This is a genomic window from Micromonospora chalcea (assembly GCF_002926165.1).
Lineage (GTDB): Bacteria > Actinomycetota > Actinomycetes > Mycobacteriales > Micromonosporaceae > Micromonospora > Micromonospora chalcea.
The window spans coordinates 1-14,737 of sequence record NZ_MAGP01000009.1; the positions used below are offsets into that span (position 1 = coordinate 1).

Sequence of the window (14,737 nt, forward strand, 5' to 3'; positions counted from 1 at the left end):
GTGACCAGCGTGAGCAGCCAGTCGACCGGGTCGGGGTGGGTGGTCACGTCTACCAGGAGGCGGTCGCCCTGGGTCAGGCCCAGCTCGGTGGCGCGGGCCTGCGCGCGGGCCAGCAGCGCCGCGTCCCCCTCGCCACCCTCGGGGTACGGCGTGAAGTGGTCGCCGTGTCCGCGTACCGCCGTCACGAAGTCGGCGTAGCCGGCGGGCACCTGCCGCATCGGCAGCGCGAACGGGTCGAGCGCCAGCGCGTACCGCTCGCCGGCCGGCCACCCGGCCGCCTCGTCCACCCGGTCGGCGGCCACGAACAGCACCTCCACCGGCCCCGGCGCGTCGGTCACCGTCAGTTTCGCCGACCAGCAGCCGAGCAGCACGGCGGCGGTCTGCCAGTGCGGCGGCAGCAACACGCCGACCGGGTCGCCCGGCGCGGCGCCGATCTCGTCGGTGAGCAGGTTCGCGGTCTTCGCCACCCAGTTCGCAAGCGTCGCGCCGGAGAGTTCGGTGCGCTCGCCGGTGGCGTCGTCGTACCAGGTCAGCAGCGGTCGGGTGGGGTCCGGCGCGATCGCGTCGGCGAACACCCGGGCAATGTTGTCGGCCATCGGCGCGAACGATACGCGCCCCGCGTGCGTACTCGATGACAACGTCAAGTCGGCGTACCGTCGGGTCGCGGTCAGCGTTGTTCGCCCGGCGCGGCGTACGCTTGCCGACAGTGTTCTTCCCCACAACTGCGCCATCTGAGGAGCCGCCCCGTGACCGCCGGTCGCCCGCCCCGCGTTCTCATCGACGCCACGAGTGTCCCCGCCGACCGTGGCGGCGTCGGTAGATACGTCGACGGACTGCTCGGCGCGCTGGGCCGGGTCTGCGGCACCGGCGTCGACCTGGCGGTGGTGAGCCTCCGTACCGACCTGGAGCGCTACACCCGGATGCTGCCGGGCGCCGAGGTGATCCCCGCCCCGGCGGCGGTGGCGCACCGGCCGGCGCGGCTTGCCTGGGAGCAGACCGGCCTGCCGCTGCTGGCCCAGCAGGTGGGCGCGGAGGTGCTGCACTCGCCCTTCTACACCTGTCCGCTGCGGGCCGGATGCCCGGTGACGGTCACCGTGCACGACGCGACGTTCTTCACCGAGCCGGAGCACTACGACAAGTCGCGCCGGACGTTCTTCCGCAGCGCCATCAAGACCTCGCTGCGGCGGGCCGGCCGGGTGATCGTGCCGAGCAAGGCCACCCGGGACGAGCTGATCCGGCTGCTGGACGCCGACCCGACCCGGATCGACGTCGCCTATCACGGCGTCGACCAGGACGCCTTCCACGCGCCCGGCGACGAGGAGAAGGCGCGCGTGCGGGCTCGCCTGGGGCTGGGCGACAGCAGCTACGTCGCGTTCCTCGGGGCCAAGGAGCCGCGTAAGAACGTACCCAACCTGATCCGCGGCTGGGCGCGGGCGGTGGCCGACCGGCCGAACCCGCCGGCGCTCGTGGTCGCGGGCGGGCAGGGGCACGACGACGACATCGACCGCGCGGTGGCCGAGGTGCCGTCGCACCTGCGGCTGCTGCGTCCGGGCTACCTGCGTTACGCCGATCTGCCCGGCTTCCTCGGTGGCGCGCTCGTGGCCGCCTACCCCTCCTACGGCGAGGGCTTCGGCCTGCCGATCCTGGAGGCGATGGCGTGCGCGGCCCCGGTGCTCACCACGCCGCGCCTGTCCCTGCCCGAGGTGGGCGGCGACGCGGTGGCGTACACCAGCGAGGACCCGGACCAGATCGCCGCCGACCTGGCCGCTCTGCTGGACGACGAGCCGCGGCGGCTCTCGCTGGCAAAGGCCGGGTTCGACCGGGCCAAGGAGTTCACCTGGGAGTCCAGCGCGGACGTGCACATCGCGGCCTGGCGACGGGCCCGGTCCTGAGGGCCGGCGGGGCGGCCCCGGCCGACCGACCGTGACGACTCGCCCGCTTCGGGCATGATGTGCTGATGTTCTACGCCGTCATCCCGGCGGGTGGCAGTGGCACACGGTTGTGGCCGCTGTCCCGTGCCGGCCATCCCAAATTCCTCCACCCGCTGACCGGCACGCCGGCCTCGCTCCTGCAGGCCACTGTCGACCGGTTGTCGCCGTTGACCACACCGGAGCGCACGCTCGTGGTCACCGGGGCCGCGCACGCCGCGGCGGTGGCCCGGCAGCTGGCCGGCGTGCCGGAGGAGAACATCCTGGTCGAGCCGTCGCCCCGCGACTCCTGCGCGGCGATCGCGCTGGCCGCCGCGGTGATCGCCGCGCGTACGCCGGACGCGGTGATGGGCTCGTTCGCCGCCGATCACCTGATCGGCGACCCGGCCCGGCTGGCGGAGGTGGTACGGCAGGCCATCCGCGGCGCGGAGCAGGGGCTGCTGATGACGGTGGGCATCACCCCGACCCGCCCGGAGACCGGCTACGGCTACCTGGAGACCGGCGACCCGGTGGGGGACGGCACGCTGCGCCCGGTACGCGAGTTCAAGGAGAAGCCGGCCGCCGAGGTGGCCGAGGTCTACGTCAACTCCGGCCGGCACCTCTGGAACGCCAGCATGTTCGTCTGGCGGGTGGACGTCTTCCTCGCCGAGCTGGCCCGCCAGGAGCCGGAGCTGCACGCCGGGATCACCGCCATCGCGGCGGCGTGGGGCACCCCGGAGCAGGACGACGTGCTGGGCCGGGTCTGGCCGACGCTGCCCCGGATCTCGGTCGACTACGCGGTGATGGAGGGCGCGGCGACGGCGGGCCGGGTGGGCACCGTGCCGGGTGACTTCGGCTGGAACGACGTCGGTGACTTCCACACGCTCGGCGAGGTGCTGCCGGCCGACGGCGCCGGCAACGTGGTGCTGGGCGGCGACGCCAAGCCGGGCGTGCTGCTGCACGACACCACCGGCACGGTCGTGGTGTCGCACTCCGGCCGGCTCGTCGCCACCGTGGGGGTGCACGACCTGATCGTGGTGGACACCCCGGACGCGCTGCTGGTCTGCCCGCGTGACCGCGCGCAGGACGTGAAGAAGGTCGTGGACGAGCTGAAGGAACGCGGCGAGGAGGGCCTGGTCTGATCCGGCCGGTGCGGCCGCCCGCTTCCGGTCAGCGGGCGGCGCGACGGGCCAGCAAGGCGAGCGCCGGTGGCACCAGCTGGGCCGTCGCGTGGGCGAGCGGCTCGGGCAGCCGGTCCGGCGGGAACCAGCCGAGCGCCTCGGACTCCGCGCTCACCTGCTCGACCGCCCCGGCCGGGGCCAGCACCGCGTACCGGACGTCGTAGTGGAACGACCCGCCCTGGCAGGCGACCTGGTGGATGTCCACGTCGATCGGTTCCGGCTCGATCGTCAGACCGGCGATGCCGGACTCCTCGGTGGCCTCGCGCAGCGCGGCCGCCACCAGCGTCCGGTCGCCCGGCTCGCAGTGCCCGCCGAGCTGCACCCACCTGCGGATCTTGCCGTGCAGGCAGAGCAGCACCCGGCCGTCCGGGTCGAGCACGAGCGCGCTGGCGGTGACGTGCCCCGCCCGGTGTGTCCGGCTCATCGCCGCCGGCCCGTCGGCCAGCAGCGCCAGCGTCCGGTCCCGGGCGGCGCCGGCGGCCGGGCTGGTCGCCGTCTGCCGGCTCAGCGCCGCGACGGCGTCGGCGTGCAGGTCGGCGTACGTGGTGAGATCGGTGTCGGGCACCCGGACACTCTACGAGCGCCACTGCGCTGCGTCTGCGCGGCGACCCACCGGCGGACGAGCGAAAGCCGGGCGGCACCCCTGCGACGATGTCGCAGACCCTCGTGGTGCCGCCCGGCCACGCCCGTCAGCCGGCGACCGGGTCGAGACTGCGCCCCGGCGTCGGCGGGCAAGGAAGAGTTTGCCGAACCGGTCACCTCACCGTCGAGGTCTTTCACCTCAGGCTTAAAGATGGAGATTACTGCCGGCGGGTAAGGTCGAGGCGTGGCGGGCACCCCCGCCGTCCGCACGGGAGCACTCCATGTTGAAGATCGTTTTCTCGGGCGAAGACGTCCTGCGGACCCGGGTCGCCCCGCGCGCGGACCCGCTCTGGGAGCTGGTTCTCAGCCTGCACCTGCTCCAGGGGCGCAGCCGCGACCCGATGATGACCACATGGCGGCGGACCGTGGCGCACGGGCTGCGCACCGACAGCGACGCCGAGCAGTACCGCCTGCTCCTCGCGCTCAACCCGCCGCGCGGCTACTTCCCCGACTTCCTCACCCCGTTCGCCAGCCGGGAGGGCTTCGAGGTGGGGCTGGACGCGGTCCGCGGCACCCCTACGGACATGCTGCGCCGCGACCTGACCCGGCTCGCCGAGGAGACCACGTTGCCGCCCTCGGCGACGGCGCTCGCCCGGGGTGAGCCGGAGACACTGCACCACCTCACCGACTCCATGGCGCGATACCAGTCGCTGGCCGTCACGCCGTACTGGGCCCGGGTGCAGGCAGCGGTCGAGGCGGACCGGGCCCGGCGTGCCCGCGCCATGCTCGACGGCGGCGCCGAAGGGCTGCTGGCCAGCCTGCGGCCGAACATGCGGTGGAACTCCGGCGTGCTGGAGGTGCTCGACTATCCGGACACCCGGGAACTGCACCTGGACGGGCGCGGGCTGCTGCTCGTCCCGTCGTTCTTCTGCTCGCGTACCCCGGTGGCGCTCGTCGACCCGACCCTGCCGCCGGTGCTCGTCTACCCGGTGGACCGGCTGGCCGGCCTGACACCGGCGTCCGGCGCCGCCGGGTCACCCCAGGGCGAGGCGCTCGCGGCCCTGATCGGCCGCACCCGGTCGCGGGTGCTGCATGCCGCCGACGAGGGCTGCACGACCGGCGAGATGGCCCGCCGGCTGCACATCTCCGCCGCCGCGGCCAGCCAGCACACCACAGTGCTGCGCAACGCCGGGCTGCTGGTCAGCCAGCGCGAGCGCAACACCGTCCTGCACACGCTGACGCCGCTGGGCCGAGCCGTCCTCGACGCCTGACCTCCGCCGGGCCGTCTCAGAGCGCCAGCGTGGCGCTGGCGGCGCTGCCGGCCGGGGGCGGGAGCAGGACGGAACCGATTCCCTCGGCGGCCAGCGCGGCGCGCAGGCGTTGCACGTCCGCGCCGAACCGGACCAGGTCCGCCGGGTCGAGCGGGGTCGGCGCCGCGCCGAGCAGCAGGCCGGTGGCCGAGGCGGGCCAGCCGGGCACGGTGGCGGCGAGCCCGGCGCGTACCTCGTCGTCTGTGACGTGCGTAAAGGTCGTGCCCGGCGCTACCACGTCGGCCACCGAGCCGATCGCCCGCCGCACCGCGTCCGCGTCGGCGGGCTCCGGCCCGGCCCGGTCCGGCAGCGTCGCCGCCGCCCGCAGGCCGGCGGCGCGCGCCTCGGCGGTACCGAGCGAGAACAGGTCCATCGAGGCGTCGCGGACGAGCGCCCGGGCGCCCTCGTCGTCGTCCCGGGGGGTGCCGAGATAACCCCGGACCACCGCGACCGGCACCTGGTCGCACTTGCCCTTGATCAGCTCGCCGGCGCCGGCCAGTTCGTCGACCACCGCCATCTGGGTGACGAACAGTTCGTTGCCGTACGGGTCGACCTCGCCCCGGTGGTCGCGGATCGCCGGCATGCCCGCCACCCCGAGCGCCACGTCGGTGAGCCCGTTGCGCCACGGGCGGCCCATGGTGTCGCTGACGATCACGGCGACGTCGAGGCCGTACCGGTCGCGCAGCGCGGCACGCAACGCCCGCGCGGAGGCGTCCGGGTCGGCCGGCAACAGCACCAGGCGGGTCTTGTCCACGTTCGACGCGTCGATGCCGGCGGAGGCCATCACGAACCCGTGGTGGGTCTGCACGATCCGGGTGGCGCCCCGAGTCGCCACCACCCGGGCGGTCTCGCCGTCCAGGATCCGGTCCCGCGCCTCGAGCCGTTCCGGGCCGTCGGCGGGCACGTCGACCAGCCGGCCCTCCGCCTTCGACACGATCTTGCTGGTGACCACCAGCACGTCGCCGTCACGCAGCCACGGCGCCGCGCCGGCGATCAGCGCCGCCAGGTCGTCGCCCTCGGTCACGTCGCCGATGCCCTGCACCGGCAGAATCTCCAGCCTCACATCAGCTCCAGCGCGGCGCGCACCATCGCGGCGGTCGCCGCCTCGTCGGTCATCCGCAGCGGCGCCGCGTGGACCACCACGTCCGGCACCGCCGTGCCCTCGTCCTCCGGCGCCACCAGCCAGCCGTCGAGCAGCCCGCCGGTGGACCGGGCGCCGTAGAGGCCGGCCACCCCGGCCGCGCTGCACTCCACACCGAGCACGGCGAGGCAGCGGTCGGCCATGCCGCGTACCGGCGCGCCGCCGATGATCGGTGACACCCCGATCACCGGGGCCGGCCCGCCGGTCACCGCGTCGCGCAGACCGGGCACGGCCAGCACCGGGGCGATGCTGACGACCGGGTTGCTGGGCGCGATCAGCACCACGTCCGCGGCGGCGATCGCCTCCACCACGCCGGGCGCGGGCTTCGCCGCTTCGGCGCCCACGAAGACGAACCGGTCGGTGGGTACGTCGGCGCGGTACCGCACCCACCACTCCTGGAAGTGGATCGCGCGCCGCCCCTGCTCGTCGGTGACGACGGCATGGGTCTCCAGGCGCTCGTCGGTGGCCGGCAGCAGCCGTACGCCCGGTTGCCAGCGCGCCGCCAGCGCCTCGGTGACCTGGGACAGCGGATAGCCGGCGTTGAGCATCGTGGTGCGGACCAGGTGGGTGGCGATGTCCTTGTCGCCCAGACCGAACCAGCTCGGCTCCGCGCCGTACGCGGCCAGCTCGTTCTTCACCGTCCAGGTCTCGCCGACCCGGCCCCAGCCGCGTTCCGGGTCGGCGCCGCCGCCGAGCGTGTAGAGCACGCTGTCCAGGTCGGGGCAGACCTTCAGCCCGTGCAGCAGCAGATCGTCGCCGACGTTCACCACGGCGGTCACCTCGGCGCCCATCTCGCGGGCGTACGCCCGCACGCCGAGCAGGAAACGGGCGCCCCCGATGCCGCCGGTCAGAACCACGATGCGCATGCGTCCATCCTTCCGCACGTGCCGCCGTCGATCGCTCGGTGGCCGGAGAGACTACGCTCACTTCGGCAACTGTCCGCTTTCGTCCCCTGGGGGAGTCCGTGACCAGCCCCGCCGAGCCCGCGTCCGGCGACGCCGCGCAGGCCAGCCAGTTGATCAAGCCGTTGCGCGAACTGGCCGCGCTCGTCCTTCTCGGCGCCAACGCCGTGCTGCTCTTCGTCGGCCTGCTGCGCCTGCTGGTGCCGGTCGACGACTACAGCACGTTCAGCGGCCGGGCGGGAAGCACGTACTTCAGCTTCGTCGGCCTGGAGGCGACGGTCCTGCCGTTGCTCGCCGTCCTGATCGCCACCGTGATCCGCCCGGTCGTGCCGAAGGCCAAGCTGATCACGCAGGTGGCGCTGGTCGAGTACGCCGTGTCCGCCGTGTTCGGCGCGCTGACGTTCCTGATCTGGCTGGTCGGCCGGCTCGCCGACGGTGAGGTGCTCGATGCGTTCCTCGGTCTGCTGACCCGCGCTGCCTGGCTGGCGCTCTTCGCGGTCGCCGCGTTCGTGGTGTTCAAGATCTGGCGCACGCTCTACTACGTGCCGAAGCCCAAGGCGCAGCCGGGCGTGTACGGCCAGGCCCAGCCCGGCTGGCCGCAGCAGCCGGGGCAGCCCGGCGGCTACCCCGGTCCGGGTGGCTACCCGCAGCAGCCCGGCCCGGGCTACCCGCAGGCCGGCTCGCCGCCGCCCGGCTGGCCGCAGCAGCCCGGCCAGTACGGCCAGCCGCAGTCGGCGCCGCCGTTCAACACCGCGCCGCCGCACGCCCCGCAGTCCGGCCCGCCGTTCGCCGACCCGCAGCCGGCCCCGCAGGCCGGCTCGCCGTTCGCCGGTCCGCAGCAGGCGCCGCAGTACGGCTCGCCGCAGTCCGCGCCGCCGTTCGGCCAGCCGCCGTCGGCCGACCCGACGCAGGCGATCCCGCGCCAGTCCGCCGAACCGGGCGCGTCGACGCCCGCCGCCGACGACGAGCGCACCCAGCGGTTCGACCGCGAGGACCCGAACCAGCCCCGCTGAGCCGCGCGGCGGGCGACGGAGCGCCGTCGCCCGCCCGACGGCAGGCTCCCGACGGCCCGCGCCGGTCCCGCTGTGAGGCGGGCCACGCGGGCCGTCCCGTTGCCCGGACCGCGAGCGGGCGCGGGCGGCCTGTCGCCCGGCAGCACATAGGCTGGGCGGATGGTTGATCGCAGCGACCCCGAACCGACCGAGGCGAGCGTCCGGCGGGCGCTGGGACGGGCCGCCACCGGCCGGGCGCTCGACGCCGACGAGGCCGGCGCGCTGCTCGCCGCGCGCGGGCAGATGCTCGACGAACTGCTCCGGATCGCCGGTGAGATCCGCGATGCCGGGCTGCGCGACGCCGGGCGGCCGGGCGTGGTCACGTACTCGAAGAAGGTCTTCATCCCGCTGACCCGGCTCTGCCGGGACCGTTGCCACTACTGCACGTTCGCGACCGTGCCGCACCGGCTGCCCGCCGCCTACCTGGAGCGCGACGAGGTGCTGGCGATCGCCCGCGAGGGCGCCGCGCAGGGCTGCAAGGAGGCGCTGTTCACGCTCGGCGACCGGCCGGAGGAACGGTGGCCGGCGGCCCGCCGGTGGCTGGACGAGCGGGGGTACGACTCGACGCTGGACTACCTGCGCGCCTGCGCGGTGGCGGTGCTGGAGGAGACCGGCCTGCTGCCCCACCTCAACCCGGGCGTGCTCACCTGGTCGGAGCTGCAGCGGCTCAAGCCGGTCGCGCCGAGCATGGGCATGATGCTGGAGACCACCGCCACCCGGCTCTGGTCCGAGCCGGGCGGCCCGCACTTCGGCTCACCGGACAAGGAGCCGGCGGTCCGCCTGCGGGTGCTCGACGACGCCGGCCGGGTCGGGGTGCCGTTCACCACCGGCATCCTGATCGGCATCGGCGAGAACCGGGCCGAGCGGGTCGACGCGATCTTCGCGATCCGCCGCGCGATGCGGGAGTACGGCCACCTCCAGGAGGTGATCGTGCAGAACTTCCGCGCCAAGCCGGACACGGCGATGCGCGGCATGCCGGACGCGGAGCTGCACGACCTGGCCGCCACCGTGGCGGTGGCCCGGGTGCTGCTCGGCCCGAAGGCCCGCATCCAGGCTCCGCCGAACCTGATCGCGGGCGAGTACGACCTGCTGCTGCGCGCCGGCATCGACGACTGGGGCGGCGTCTCCCCGGTCACGCCCGACCACGTCAACCCGGAGCGCCCCTGGCCGCACCTGGAGGAGCTGGCGGCGCGTACCGCGAGTGCCGGGTTCACGCTGCGCGAGCGGCTGACCGTCTACCCGGAGTACGTCCGCGCGGGCGGCCCGTGGCTGGACCCGCGCCTGCTGCCGCACGTCACGGCGCTCGCCGACCCGGCCACCGGGCTCGCCGTCGAGGAGGCCCGCCCGGTGGGGCAGCCCTGGCAGGAGCCGGAGGAGACCTACGGCGGCCGGACCGACCTGCACGCCACCATCGACGTCACCGGCCGCACCGAGGACCGGCGGGGCGACTTCGACAGCGTGTACGGCGACTGGGCCGAGGTGGCCGGCAAGGTGGCGCCGCAGGCGCGCGCGGGCGTACCCCTTGCCGGTGGCGCGGACGCCGACCTGCGCGCGGGCCTGCGGCTCGCAGCGGACGACCCGGCCGCGCTGCTGACGCCGGCGCACGAGGCGAAGGCGCTGGCGCTGTTCGGCGCGGACGGCCCGGCGCTGGACGAGTTGTGCCGGCTCGCCGACGACGCGCGCCGGGACGCGGTGGGTGACGACGTGACGTACGTGGTGAACCGGAACATCAACTTCACGAACGTCTGCTACGTGGGGTGCCGGTTCTGCGCGTTCGCCCAGCGGGAGAGCGACGCCGACGCGTTCCGGCTGTCCCTGGAACAGGTCGCCGACCGGGCCGAGGAGGCGTGGACGGCCGGCGCGACCGAGGTCTGCCTTCAGGGCGGCATCGACCCGAAGATGCCGGTCACCGGCTACGCCGACATCGTCCGGGCGATCAAGGAGCGGGTGCCGGGCATGCACGTGCACGCGTTCTCCCCGATGGAGATCGTCACCGCCGCCGCGAAGGCCGGCGTGCCGGTGCGGGAGTGGCTGCTCCAGCTCCGCGAGGCCGGGCTGGACACCATCCCGGGCACCGCCGCCGAGATCCTCGACGACGACGTGCGCTGGGTGCTCACCAAGGGCAAGCTGCCGGCCGCCGCCTGGGTCGAGGTGGTGAGCACGGCGCACGAGCTGGGCATCCGGTCCAGCTCCACGATGATGTACGGCCACGTCGACCACCCGGGCCAGTGGCTGGCCCACTTCCGGGTGCTGGCCGGGGTGCAGGACCGTACCGGCGGGTTCACCGAGTTCGTGGCGCTGCCGTTCGTGCACACGAACGCGCCGATCTACCTGGCCGGCATCGCCCGCCCGGGTCCGACGTGGCGGGAGAACCGGGCGGTGCACGCGATGGCCCGGCTGCTGCTGCACGGGCGGATCGGCAACATCCAGTGCTCCTGGGTGAAGCTCGGCGACGAGGGCACGGTGGCGATGCTGCGTGGCGGCTGCAACGACCTCGGCGGCACGCTGATGGAGGAGACCATCTCCCGGATGGCCGGCTCGGGCAACGGCTCGGCCCGTACCGAGGAGCAGTTGCGGGCCATCGCCACCGCCGCGGGCCGCCCGTTCCGCAAGCGGACGACCGCGTACGGTCACGCCGGCGCCTGAGGTCGAACCTTTCCCCGTCGCCTGCCGTACCTGTGGATGCCGGCGGCGGTTTCGGCGAGGACCGCCGCCGGTGACCCCAGAACCGGGGCCCGGCGGTGTCCGGGCGTCCCGGGCCCGTTGCGGCGCTGCGGCGCCGGTCCGGAAAGGTTGCCGATGAGCACTGACGAGACCACCGACGCGCCGAAGAAACGGCGGACCTGGCCGCGGTTGACCCGCAGGCAGACGCTCACCGCCGCGGCGAGCGCGACGCTGGGCGCCGCCGCCCTCACCGTGCCGGGCCTGTCCGCCGCGCAGAACTCCCCCACGGCGAGCCGGCGCGACGAGCCGATCGTGGCTCACCTCCGCGACGCCGCCACCGGCGCGATCGACGTCTTCGTCGGTACGACAAGGGTCGAGATCCGCGACCGCGGTCTGGCCGACCGCCTGGTGCGCGCCGCCGGCCGGCGCTGATCCCACCCCTCCACCGGCGTGGGCTCCCGGCGCCGGTTCCGTCTTCCGTTCCCCCGACGAAGGTGCGTCCGCCATGTCCTCTCACCGCGAGGCCCCGGAGATCGCCAAGGATCCGGTCGCCGACAGTTCCGACCTGTACGCGTTCGTCACGCCGAGCCAGCCGGACACGGTCACGTTGATCGCCAACTACGTGCCGGTGCAACTTCCCTCCGGCGGCCCGAACTTCTTCGAGTTCGGCGACGACGTCCGGTACGAGATTCACATCGACAACGACGGCGACGGTAATCCGGACGTCACCTATCGTTTCGAATTCACCACGGAGATCACGAACCAGAACAGCTTTCTCTACAACACCGGGCCGATCGAGTCGCTGGAGAGCAAGAACTGGAACCGGCGGCAGTTCTACCGGCTGACCCGGATCGCCGACGGCCGGGCGCGGGTGCTGGCGCACAAGCTGCCCTGCCCGCCCTGCAACGTCGGGCCGCTGTCCACCCCGAAGTACCAGAACCTGGTACGCCAGGCGACGTTCAAGCTGTCCACCGGCGAGAAGGTCTTCGCCGGACAGCGGGCCGACGGCTTCTTCGTCGACCTGGGCGCGGTGTTCGACCTGGGCACGCTGCGGCCGTTCCAGCAGTTGCACGTGGCCGGCAAGAAGCTGTTCCAGGCCGAGGGCGAGCCGGTGAACGCGCTGGACCGGCTGAACGTGCACAGCCTCGCCGTGCAGGTGCCGCTGAGCCAGGTGCGCCGCAAGGCGGCCCGCTACGGCGTGGCCGACCGCGCCTCGACCATCGGGGTGTGGACCAGCGCGTCCCGCCAGCAGGTCCGGGTGCTCGGCGACCGGGTCTCCGCGGACACCGCGGCCGGTCCGTTCACCCAGGTGTCGCGGCTCGGTAACCCGTTGTTCAACGAGGTCATCGTGCCGATGTCCAGGAAGGACGTCTGGAACACGCTGCCGCCGTCGGAGGACAAGCGCTTCGCCGGGTTCGTCGAGCGGCCCGAGCTGGCCGCGCTGCTGCCGGCGCTGTACCCGGGCGTGTTCGGAAATCTGGACGCGCTGAACAAGTCCAAGAAGCCGCGCGCCGACCTGGTGGCGATCCTGCTCACCGGAATCCCGGCCGGACTGATCGACGGCTTCGCCAACACCACCGGCGACGTCCAGGCGGACATGCTGCGGCTGAACACGGCGATCCGGCCCAGCCGCACACCGGACCGGTTCGGCGTGCTCGGCGGCGACCTGGCCGGTTACCCGAACGGCCGTCGCGTCGCCGACGACGTGGTGACGATCGCGCTGCGTGCCATCGCGGGACTGACCGTGCCACTTGTCGACAAGACGTTCCGCCCGGACGCCGCCGCCGCGGCGGTCACGCCGGGTCTGAGCGCGGCCGACGTCACCGCGCCGTTCCTGGCCGACTTCCCGTTCCTCGGCACACCGTACGACGGGTTCGGCAACCCGCAGGCGAAGAAGTCCTGACGGGAGACGCGGATGTCACACCATCACGATCTCGGCCCGTCGGAGGTCGGCAGCGTCGTGCTCGACCTCGGCGGCGACCGCGGCGCGCTGATCATCCACACCGGCCGGGACCTGCACGGCCGGGAAATCGAGATCAGCCGGGCGGACCTCGACAGCCCGCGGACCCACTCCGCGGTACGCGAGCGGCACGTCCTGGACGGGGTCTTCCACAGTGCCGTCTACCCGGACCTGGAGGCGGGTGTCTATACCGTCTGGTGGGACGAGAACACATCGGCCGGCGCGATCTCTGTTACCGGTGGGTGTATCGCCGAATTCGTCTGGCCGACCAGCTCACCCGCCCGGGTGGACTGAACCGGCGGCCGCGCCGACGCCTGCGCCCTGTCCACATGGTGGACGGGGCGCAGTCGGCGTTGGACGGCTCGGCGGGCGGTACCGCAACGAGCGCGTTACCCTTTGGCCCACCAATTCTGATCTTGGTACGAGCGGCCGGCGGGGGCGTCCGGCCGGCCCGCCGGCGGTGCGCCACGGCAGAAAACTTCCGGCAACTCGCCGGGGAGGGCGTTACTCGTCCGGGGTCTGAATCGATAGGGCAGGTTGCGAGGCTACGGGCGACCGCGGCGGTCGTCCCGGACGTGTCGGGAGGGCGACTCCATTATCAAGTTTGGCTTGACGGCGCACGCATTACACGCGTGTAATTTGAATGGGGTTGTTCGCACGGAACGCAACAAATGGTGACCGTACGGACAGGCACGCCTTTCGCGTGGGGGGTTGCAGCGGCGAATGACGCCGGTGCGCGACAAGGAGGCAATCGATGGACGGCCAGCTCGAGGTGGCCGACCTGCTCGGGAACGCGCCGGAGTGGCAGGAGCGGGCGCTCTGCTCGCAGACCGACCCGGAGGCGTTCTTTCCCGAGAAGGGCGGCTCGACCCGCGAGGCGAAGCGCATCTGCTCGCGGTGCGAAGTGAAGACGGAATGCCTGGAGTACGCGCTCGGCCACGACGAGCGGTTCGGAATCTGGGGTGGCCTCTCCGAGCGGGAGCGGCGCAAGCTCAAGCGGCGGGTCGCCGCCTGATCCACGTACGGGCCGACGGGCGGTGGGGGCCGTCCGGGCCCGGGTCGCTGTCCGGCCGGCGGGGGCCGGCCGGGTGGCGGCGTCAGGCCAGCTCGTCCGGGTCCACCCCGAGCAGATTCGCCACCTGCTCGATGATCACGTCGTGCACCAGGTCGGCGAGATCCTCGCGGTCCATCGCGCGGAACTCCAGCGGCCGCCGGTAGAGCACGATCCGGGGCGGCACCTCCTGGCGGCCGGGACGCCCGGGCAGTAGCCGGGCGAGCGGCACCTCGCCGTCCTCCAGCACGTCCGAGTCGTAGACGTTCAGATCCGGCGGGACGTCCTCGACCGCGAACTCCACCCCGGCCAGCTCCTTGGCGAACCGGCGTTCGAGCGTCTCCACCGTGTCGAGCACCAGGTCGTCGAAGACCTCGGCCTTCGTCCGGGCCAGCGGGACGGTGGCCGGCACCAGCCGCCCGCGCAGCCCGCGACCGTGCCGGTCACGGTGGGTGCGCCGGCCGGAGCCGGGGCGGCGGTTCTGCGGGCTCGTCATGACGGACAGGGTAGCCCGGGGTGGCGGTCCACCCGTCGCCGCGCGGCTGTCCGGCGCGCCGGGGCGCCGATCGGAGGAATTGTGATCACCATGACGGGCGTGTCGTAACGCGAAGCGGTGCGCCGGACCCGGTAATGGGGATACCCTGCCGCCGTGAGGTCACCACGGCGCTGCTCCCGTAACGGCTGCCCCCGGCAAGCGGTCGCCACATTGACCTATGTCTACAACGAGTCGACGGCGGTGGTGGGCCCGCTCGCCGCGTTCGCCGAACCGCACACGTACGACCTGTGTGAGCCGCACGCCCGCAGCCTGACCGCCCCGCGCGGCTGGGACGTGGTGCGGCACGAGGGTGAGTTCGAGCCGCCGCCGCCCACCACCGCCGTCGACTCGTTGTAGACATAGGTCAATGTGGCGACCGCTTGCCGGGGGCAGCCGTTACGGGAGCAGCGCCGTGGTGACCTCACGGCGGCAGGGTATCCCCATTACCGGGT

14 protein-coding genes and 2 pseudogenes are annotated in these 14,737 nt (G+C 73.5%); 10 read left to right on the forward strand and 6 right to left on the reverse strand.

Translation table 11 applies throughout. The features are described 5' to 3' along the window. Nucleotides 1-596 (reverse strand): TIGR03089 family protein (locus BAW75_RS02180; protein ID WP_104112451.1); only part of this gene is annotated, 596 nt, incomplete at its 3' end. A 150-nt stretch (nt 597-746) separates the two neighbouring features. Between BAW75_RS02180 and BAW75_RS02185 the strand changes: the two genes are divergently transcribed. After that, on the forward strand, nt 747-1,892 hold the full coding sequence (locus tag BAW75_RS02185; protein WP_030501347.1) for a glycosyltransferase family 4 protein: 1,146 nt from the start codon (nt 747-749) through the stop codon (nt 1,890-1,892). Nucleotides 1,893-1,957: 65 nt separating this feature from the next. Further along, nucleotides 1,958-3,049: a mannose-1-phosphate guanylyltransferase gene (locus BAW75_RS02190; RefSeq protein WP_043330633.1), complete on the forward strand. Its 1,092-nt coding sequence runs from the start codon at nt 1,958-1,960 to the stop codon at nt 3,047-3,049. A 28-nt stretch (nt 3,050-3,077) separates the two neighbouring features. Here BAW75_RS02190 and BAW75_RS02195 read toward each other — a convergent pair whose 3' ends face one another. Next, a complete protein-coding gene (locus BAW75_RS02195) occupies nt 3,078-3,653 on the reverse strand; it encodes an NUDIX hydrolase (RefSeq protein WP_104112452.1) in 576 nt (191 codons plus the stop codon). Nucleotides 3,654-3,951: 298 nt separating this feature from the next. On the opposite strand from BAW75_RS02195, the gene BAW75_RS02200 reads away from it, so the two are divergent. Next, nucleotides 3,952-4,941, forward strand: a complete 990-nt coding sequence (locus BAW75_RS02200) for an ArsR/SmtB family transcription factor (RefSeq protein WP_043326482.1) — start codon at nt 3,952-3,954, stop codon at nt 4,939-4,941. 16 nt (nt 4,942-4,957) lie between these two features. Here the strand turns inward: BAW75_RS02200 and BAW75_RS02205 are convergent, their stop codons facing one another. Then, complete coding sequence (locus BAW75_RS02205) at nt 4,958-6,043, reverse strand: coenzyme F420-0:L-glutamate ligase (protein WP_064447704.1); 1,086 nt, start codon at nt 6,041-6,043, stop codon at nt 4,958-4,960. Next, nucleotides 6,040-6,987 (reverse strand): 2-phospho-L-lactate transferase, encoded by a 948-nt coding sequence (gene cofD, locus BAW75_RS02210; RefSeq protein WP_104112453.1) that lies wholly within the window; start codon nt 6,985-6,987, stop codon nt 6,040-6,042. The genes BAW75_RS02205 and cofD overlap by 4 nt, the downstream gene beginning before the upstream one ends. A 98-nt stretch (nt 6,988-7,085) precedes the next feature. Between cofD and BAW75_RS02215 the strand changes: the two genes are divergently transcribed. The 6 genes from BAW75_RS02215 to BAW75_RS02240 all read left to right on the forward strand — a co-directional run bounded on the left by BAW75_RS02215 (nt 7,086) and on the right by BAW75_RS02240 (nt 13,714). After that, nucleotides 7,086-8,036, forward strand: coding sequence for a hypothetical protein (locus BAW75_RS02215; RefSeq protein ID WP_064447706.1), 951 nt, complete (start codon nt 7,086-7,088; stop codon nt 8,034-8,036). Nucleotides 8,037-8,195: 159 nt separating this feature from the next. Further along, a complete protein-coding gene (locus BAW75_RS02220) occupies nt 8,196-10,721 on the forward strand; it encodes a bifunctional FO biosynthesis protein CofGH (RefSeq protein ID WP_104112454.1) in 2,526 nt (841 codons plus the stop codon). A gap of 153 nt (nt 10,722-10,874) precedes the next feature. Continuing rightward, the gene (locus tag BAW75_RS02225; protein WP_030501355.1) at nt 10,875-11,171 is read left to right on the forward strand and encodes a hypothetical protein; all 297 of its coding nucleotides are present in this window, start codon (nt 10,875-10,877) and stop codon (nt 11,169-11,171) included. 73 nt (nt 11,172-11,244) lie between these two features. Then, a complete protein-coding gene (locus BAW75_RS02230) occupies nt 11,245-12,642 on the forward strand; it encodes a DUF4331 domain-containing protein (RefSeq protein WP_064447708.1) in 1,398 nt (465 codons plus the stop codon). Between the two features lie 12 nt (nt 12,643-12,654). Further along, entirely contained in the window at nt 12,655-12,993 is a 339-nt protein-coding gene (locus tag BAW75_RS02235) for a hypothetical protein (RefSeq protein ID WP_043326469.1), read from the forward strand. Between the two features lie 460 nt (nt 12,994-13,453). Next, on the forward strand, nt 13,454-13,714 hold the full coding sequence (locus tag BAW75_RS02240; protein WP_013284161.1) for a WhiB family transcriptional regulator: 261 nt from the start codon (nt 13,454-13,456) through the stop codon (nt 13,712-13,714). 82 nt (nt 13,715-13,796) lie between these two features. Here BAW75_RS02240 and BAW75_RS02245 read toward each other — a convergent pair whose 3' ends face one another. After that, a complete protein-coding gene (locus BAW75_RS02245) occupies nt 13,797-14,246 on the reverse strand; it encodes a metallopeptidase family protein (RefSeq protein ID WP_018787548.1) in 450 nt (149 codons plus the stop codon). A gap of 153 nt (nt 14,247-14,399) precedes the next feature. On the opposite strand from BAW75_RS02245, the pseudogene BAW75_RS02250 reads away from it, so the two are divergent. Further along, nucleotides 14,400-14,624, forward strand: a pseudogene (locus tag BAW75_RS02250) (DUF3499 domain-containing protein); the annotation flags it as partial. Nucleotides 14,625-14,653: 29 nt separating this feature from the next. Here the strand turns inward: BAW75_RS02250 and BAW75_RS33395 are convergent. Then, a pseudogene (locus BAW75_RS33395) lies at nt 14,654-14,710 on the reverse strand (DUF3499 domain-containing protein); the annotation flags it as partial. Nucleotides 14,711-14,737 lie beyond the last annotated feature (27 nt).

Excerpts from the sequence above, each read along its gene's own strand:
- BAW75_RS02190 (WP_043330633.1), top strand. The coding sequence starts at position 1,958 with ATGTTCTACGCCGTCATCCCGGCGGGTGGCAGTGGCACACGGTTGTGG.
- BAW75_RS02200 (WP_043326482.1), top strand. The coding sequence starts at position 3,952 with ATGTTGAAGATCGTTTTCTCGGGCGAAGACGTCCTGCGGACCCGGGTC.
- cofD (WP_104112453.1), bottom strand. The coding sequence starts at position 6,987 with ATGCGCATCGTGGTTCTGACCGGCGGCATCGGGGGCGCCCGTTTCCTG.
- BAW75_RS02220 (WP_104112454.1), top strand. The coding sequence starts at position 8,196 with ATGGTTGATCGCAGCGACCCCGAACCGACCGAGGCGAGCGTCCGGCGG.
- BAW75_RS02225 (WP_030501355.1), top strand. The coding sequence starts at position 10,875 with ATGAGCACTGACGAGACCACCGACGCGCCGAAGAAACGGCGGACCTGG.
- BAW75_RS02230 (WP_064447708.1), top strand. The coding sequence starts at position 11,245 with ATGTCCTCTCACCGCGAGGCCCCGGAGATCGCCAAGGATCCGGTCGCC.
- BAW75_RS02235 (WP_043326469.1), top strand. The coding sequence starts at position 12,655 with ATGTCACACCATCACGATCTCGGCCCGTCGGAGGTCGGCAGCGTCGTG.
- BAW75_RS02240 (WP_013284161.1), top strand. The coding sequence starts at position 13,454 with ATGGACGGCCAGCTCGAGGTGGCCGACCTGCTCGGGAACGCGCCGGAG.
- BAW75_RS02245 (WP_018787548.1), bottom strand. The coding sequence starts at position 14,246 with ATGACGAGCCCGCAGAACCGCCGCCCCGGCTCCGGCCGGCGCACCCAC.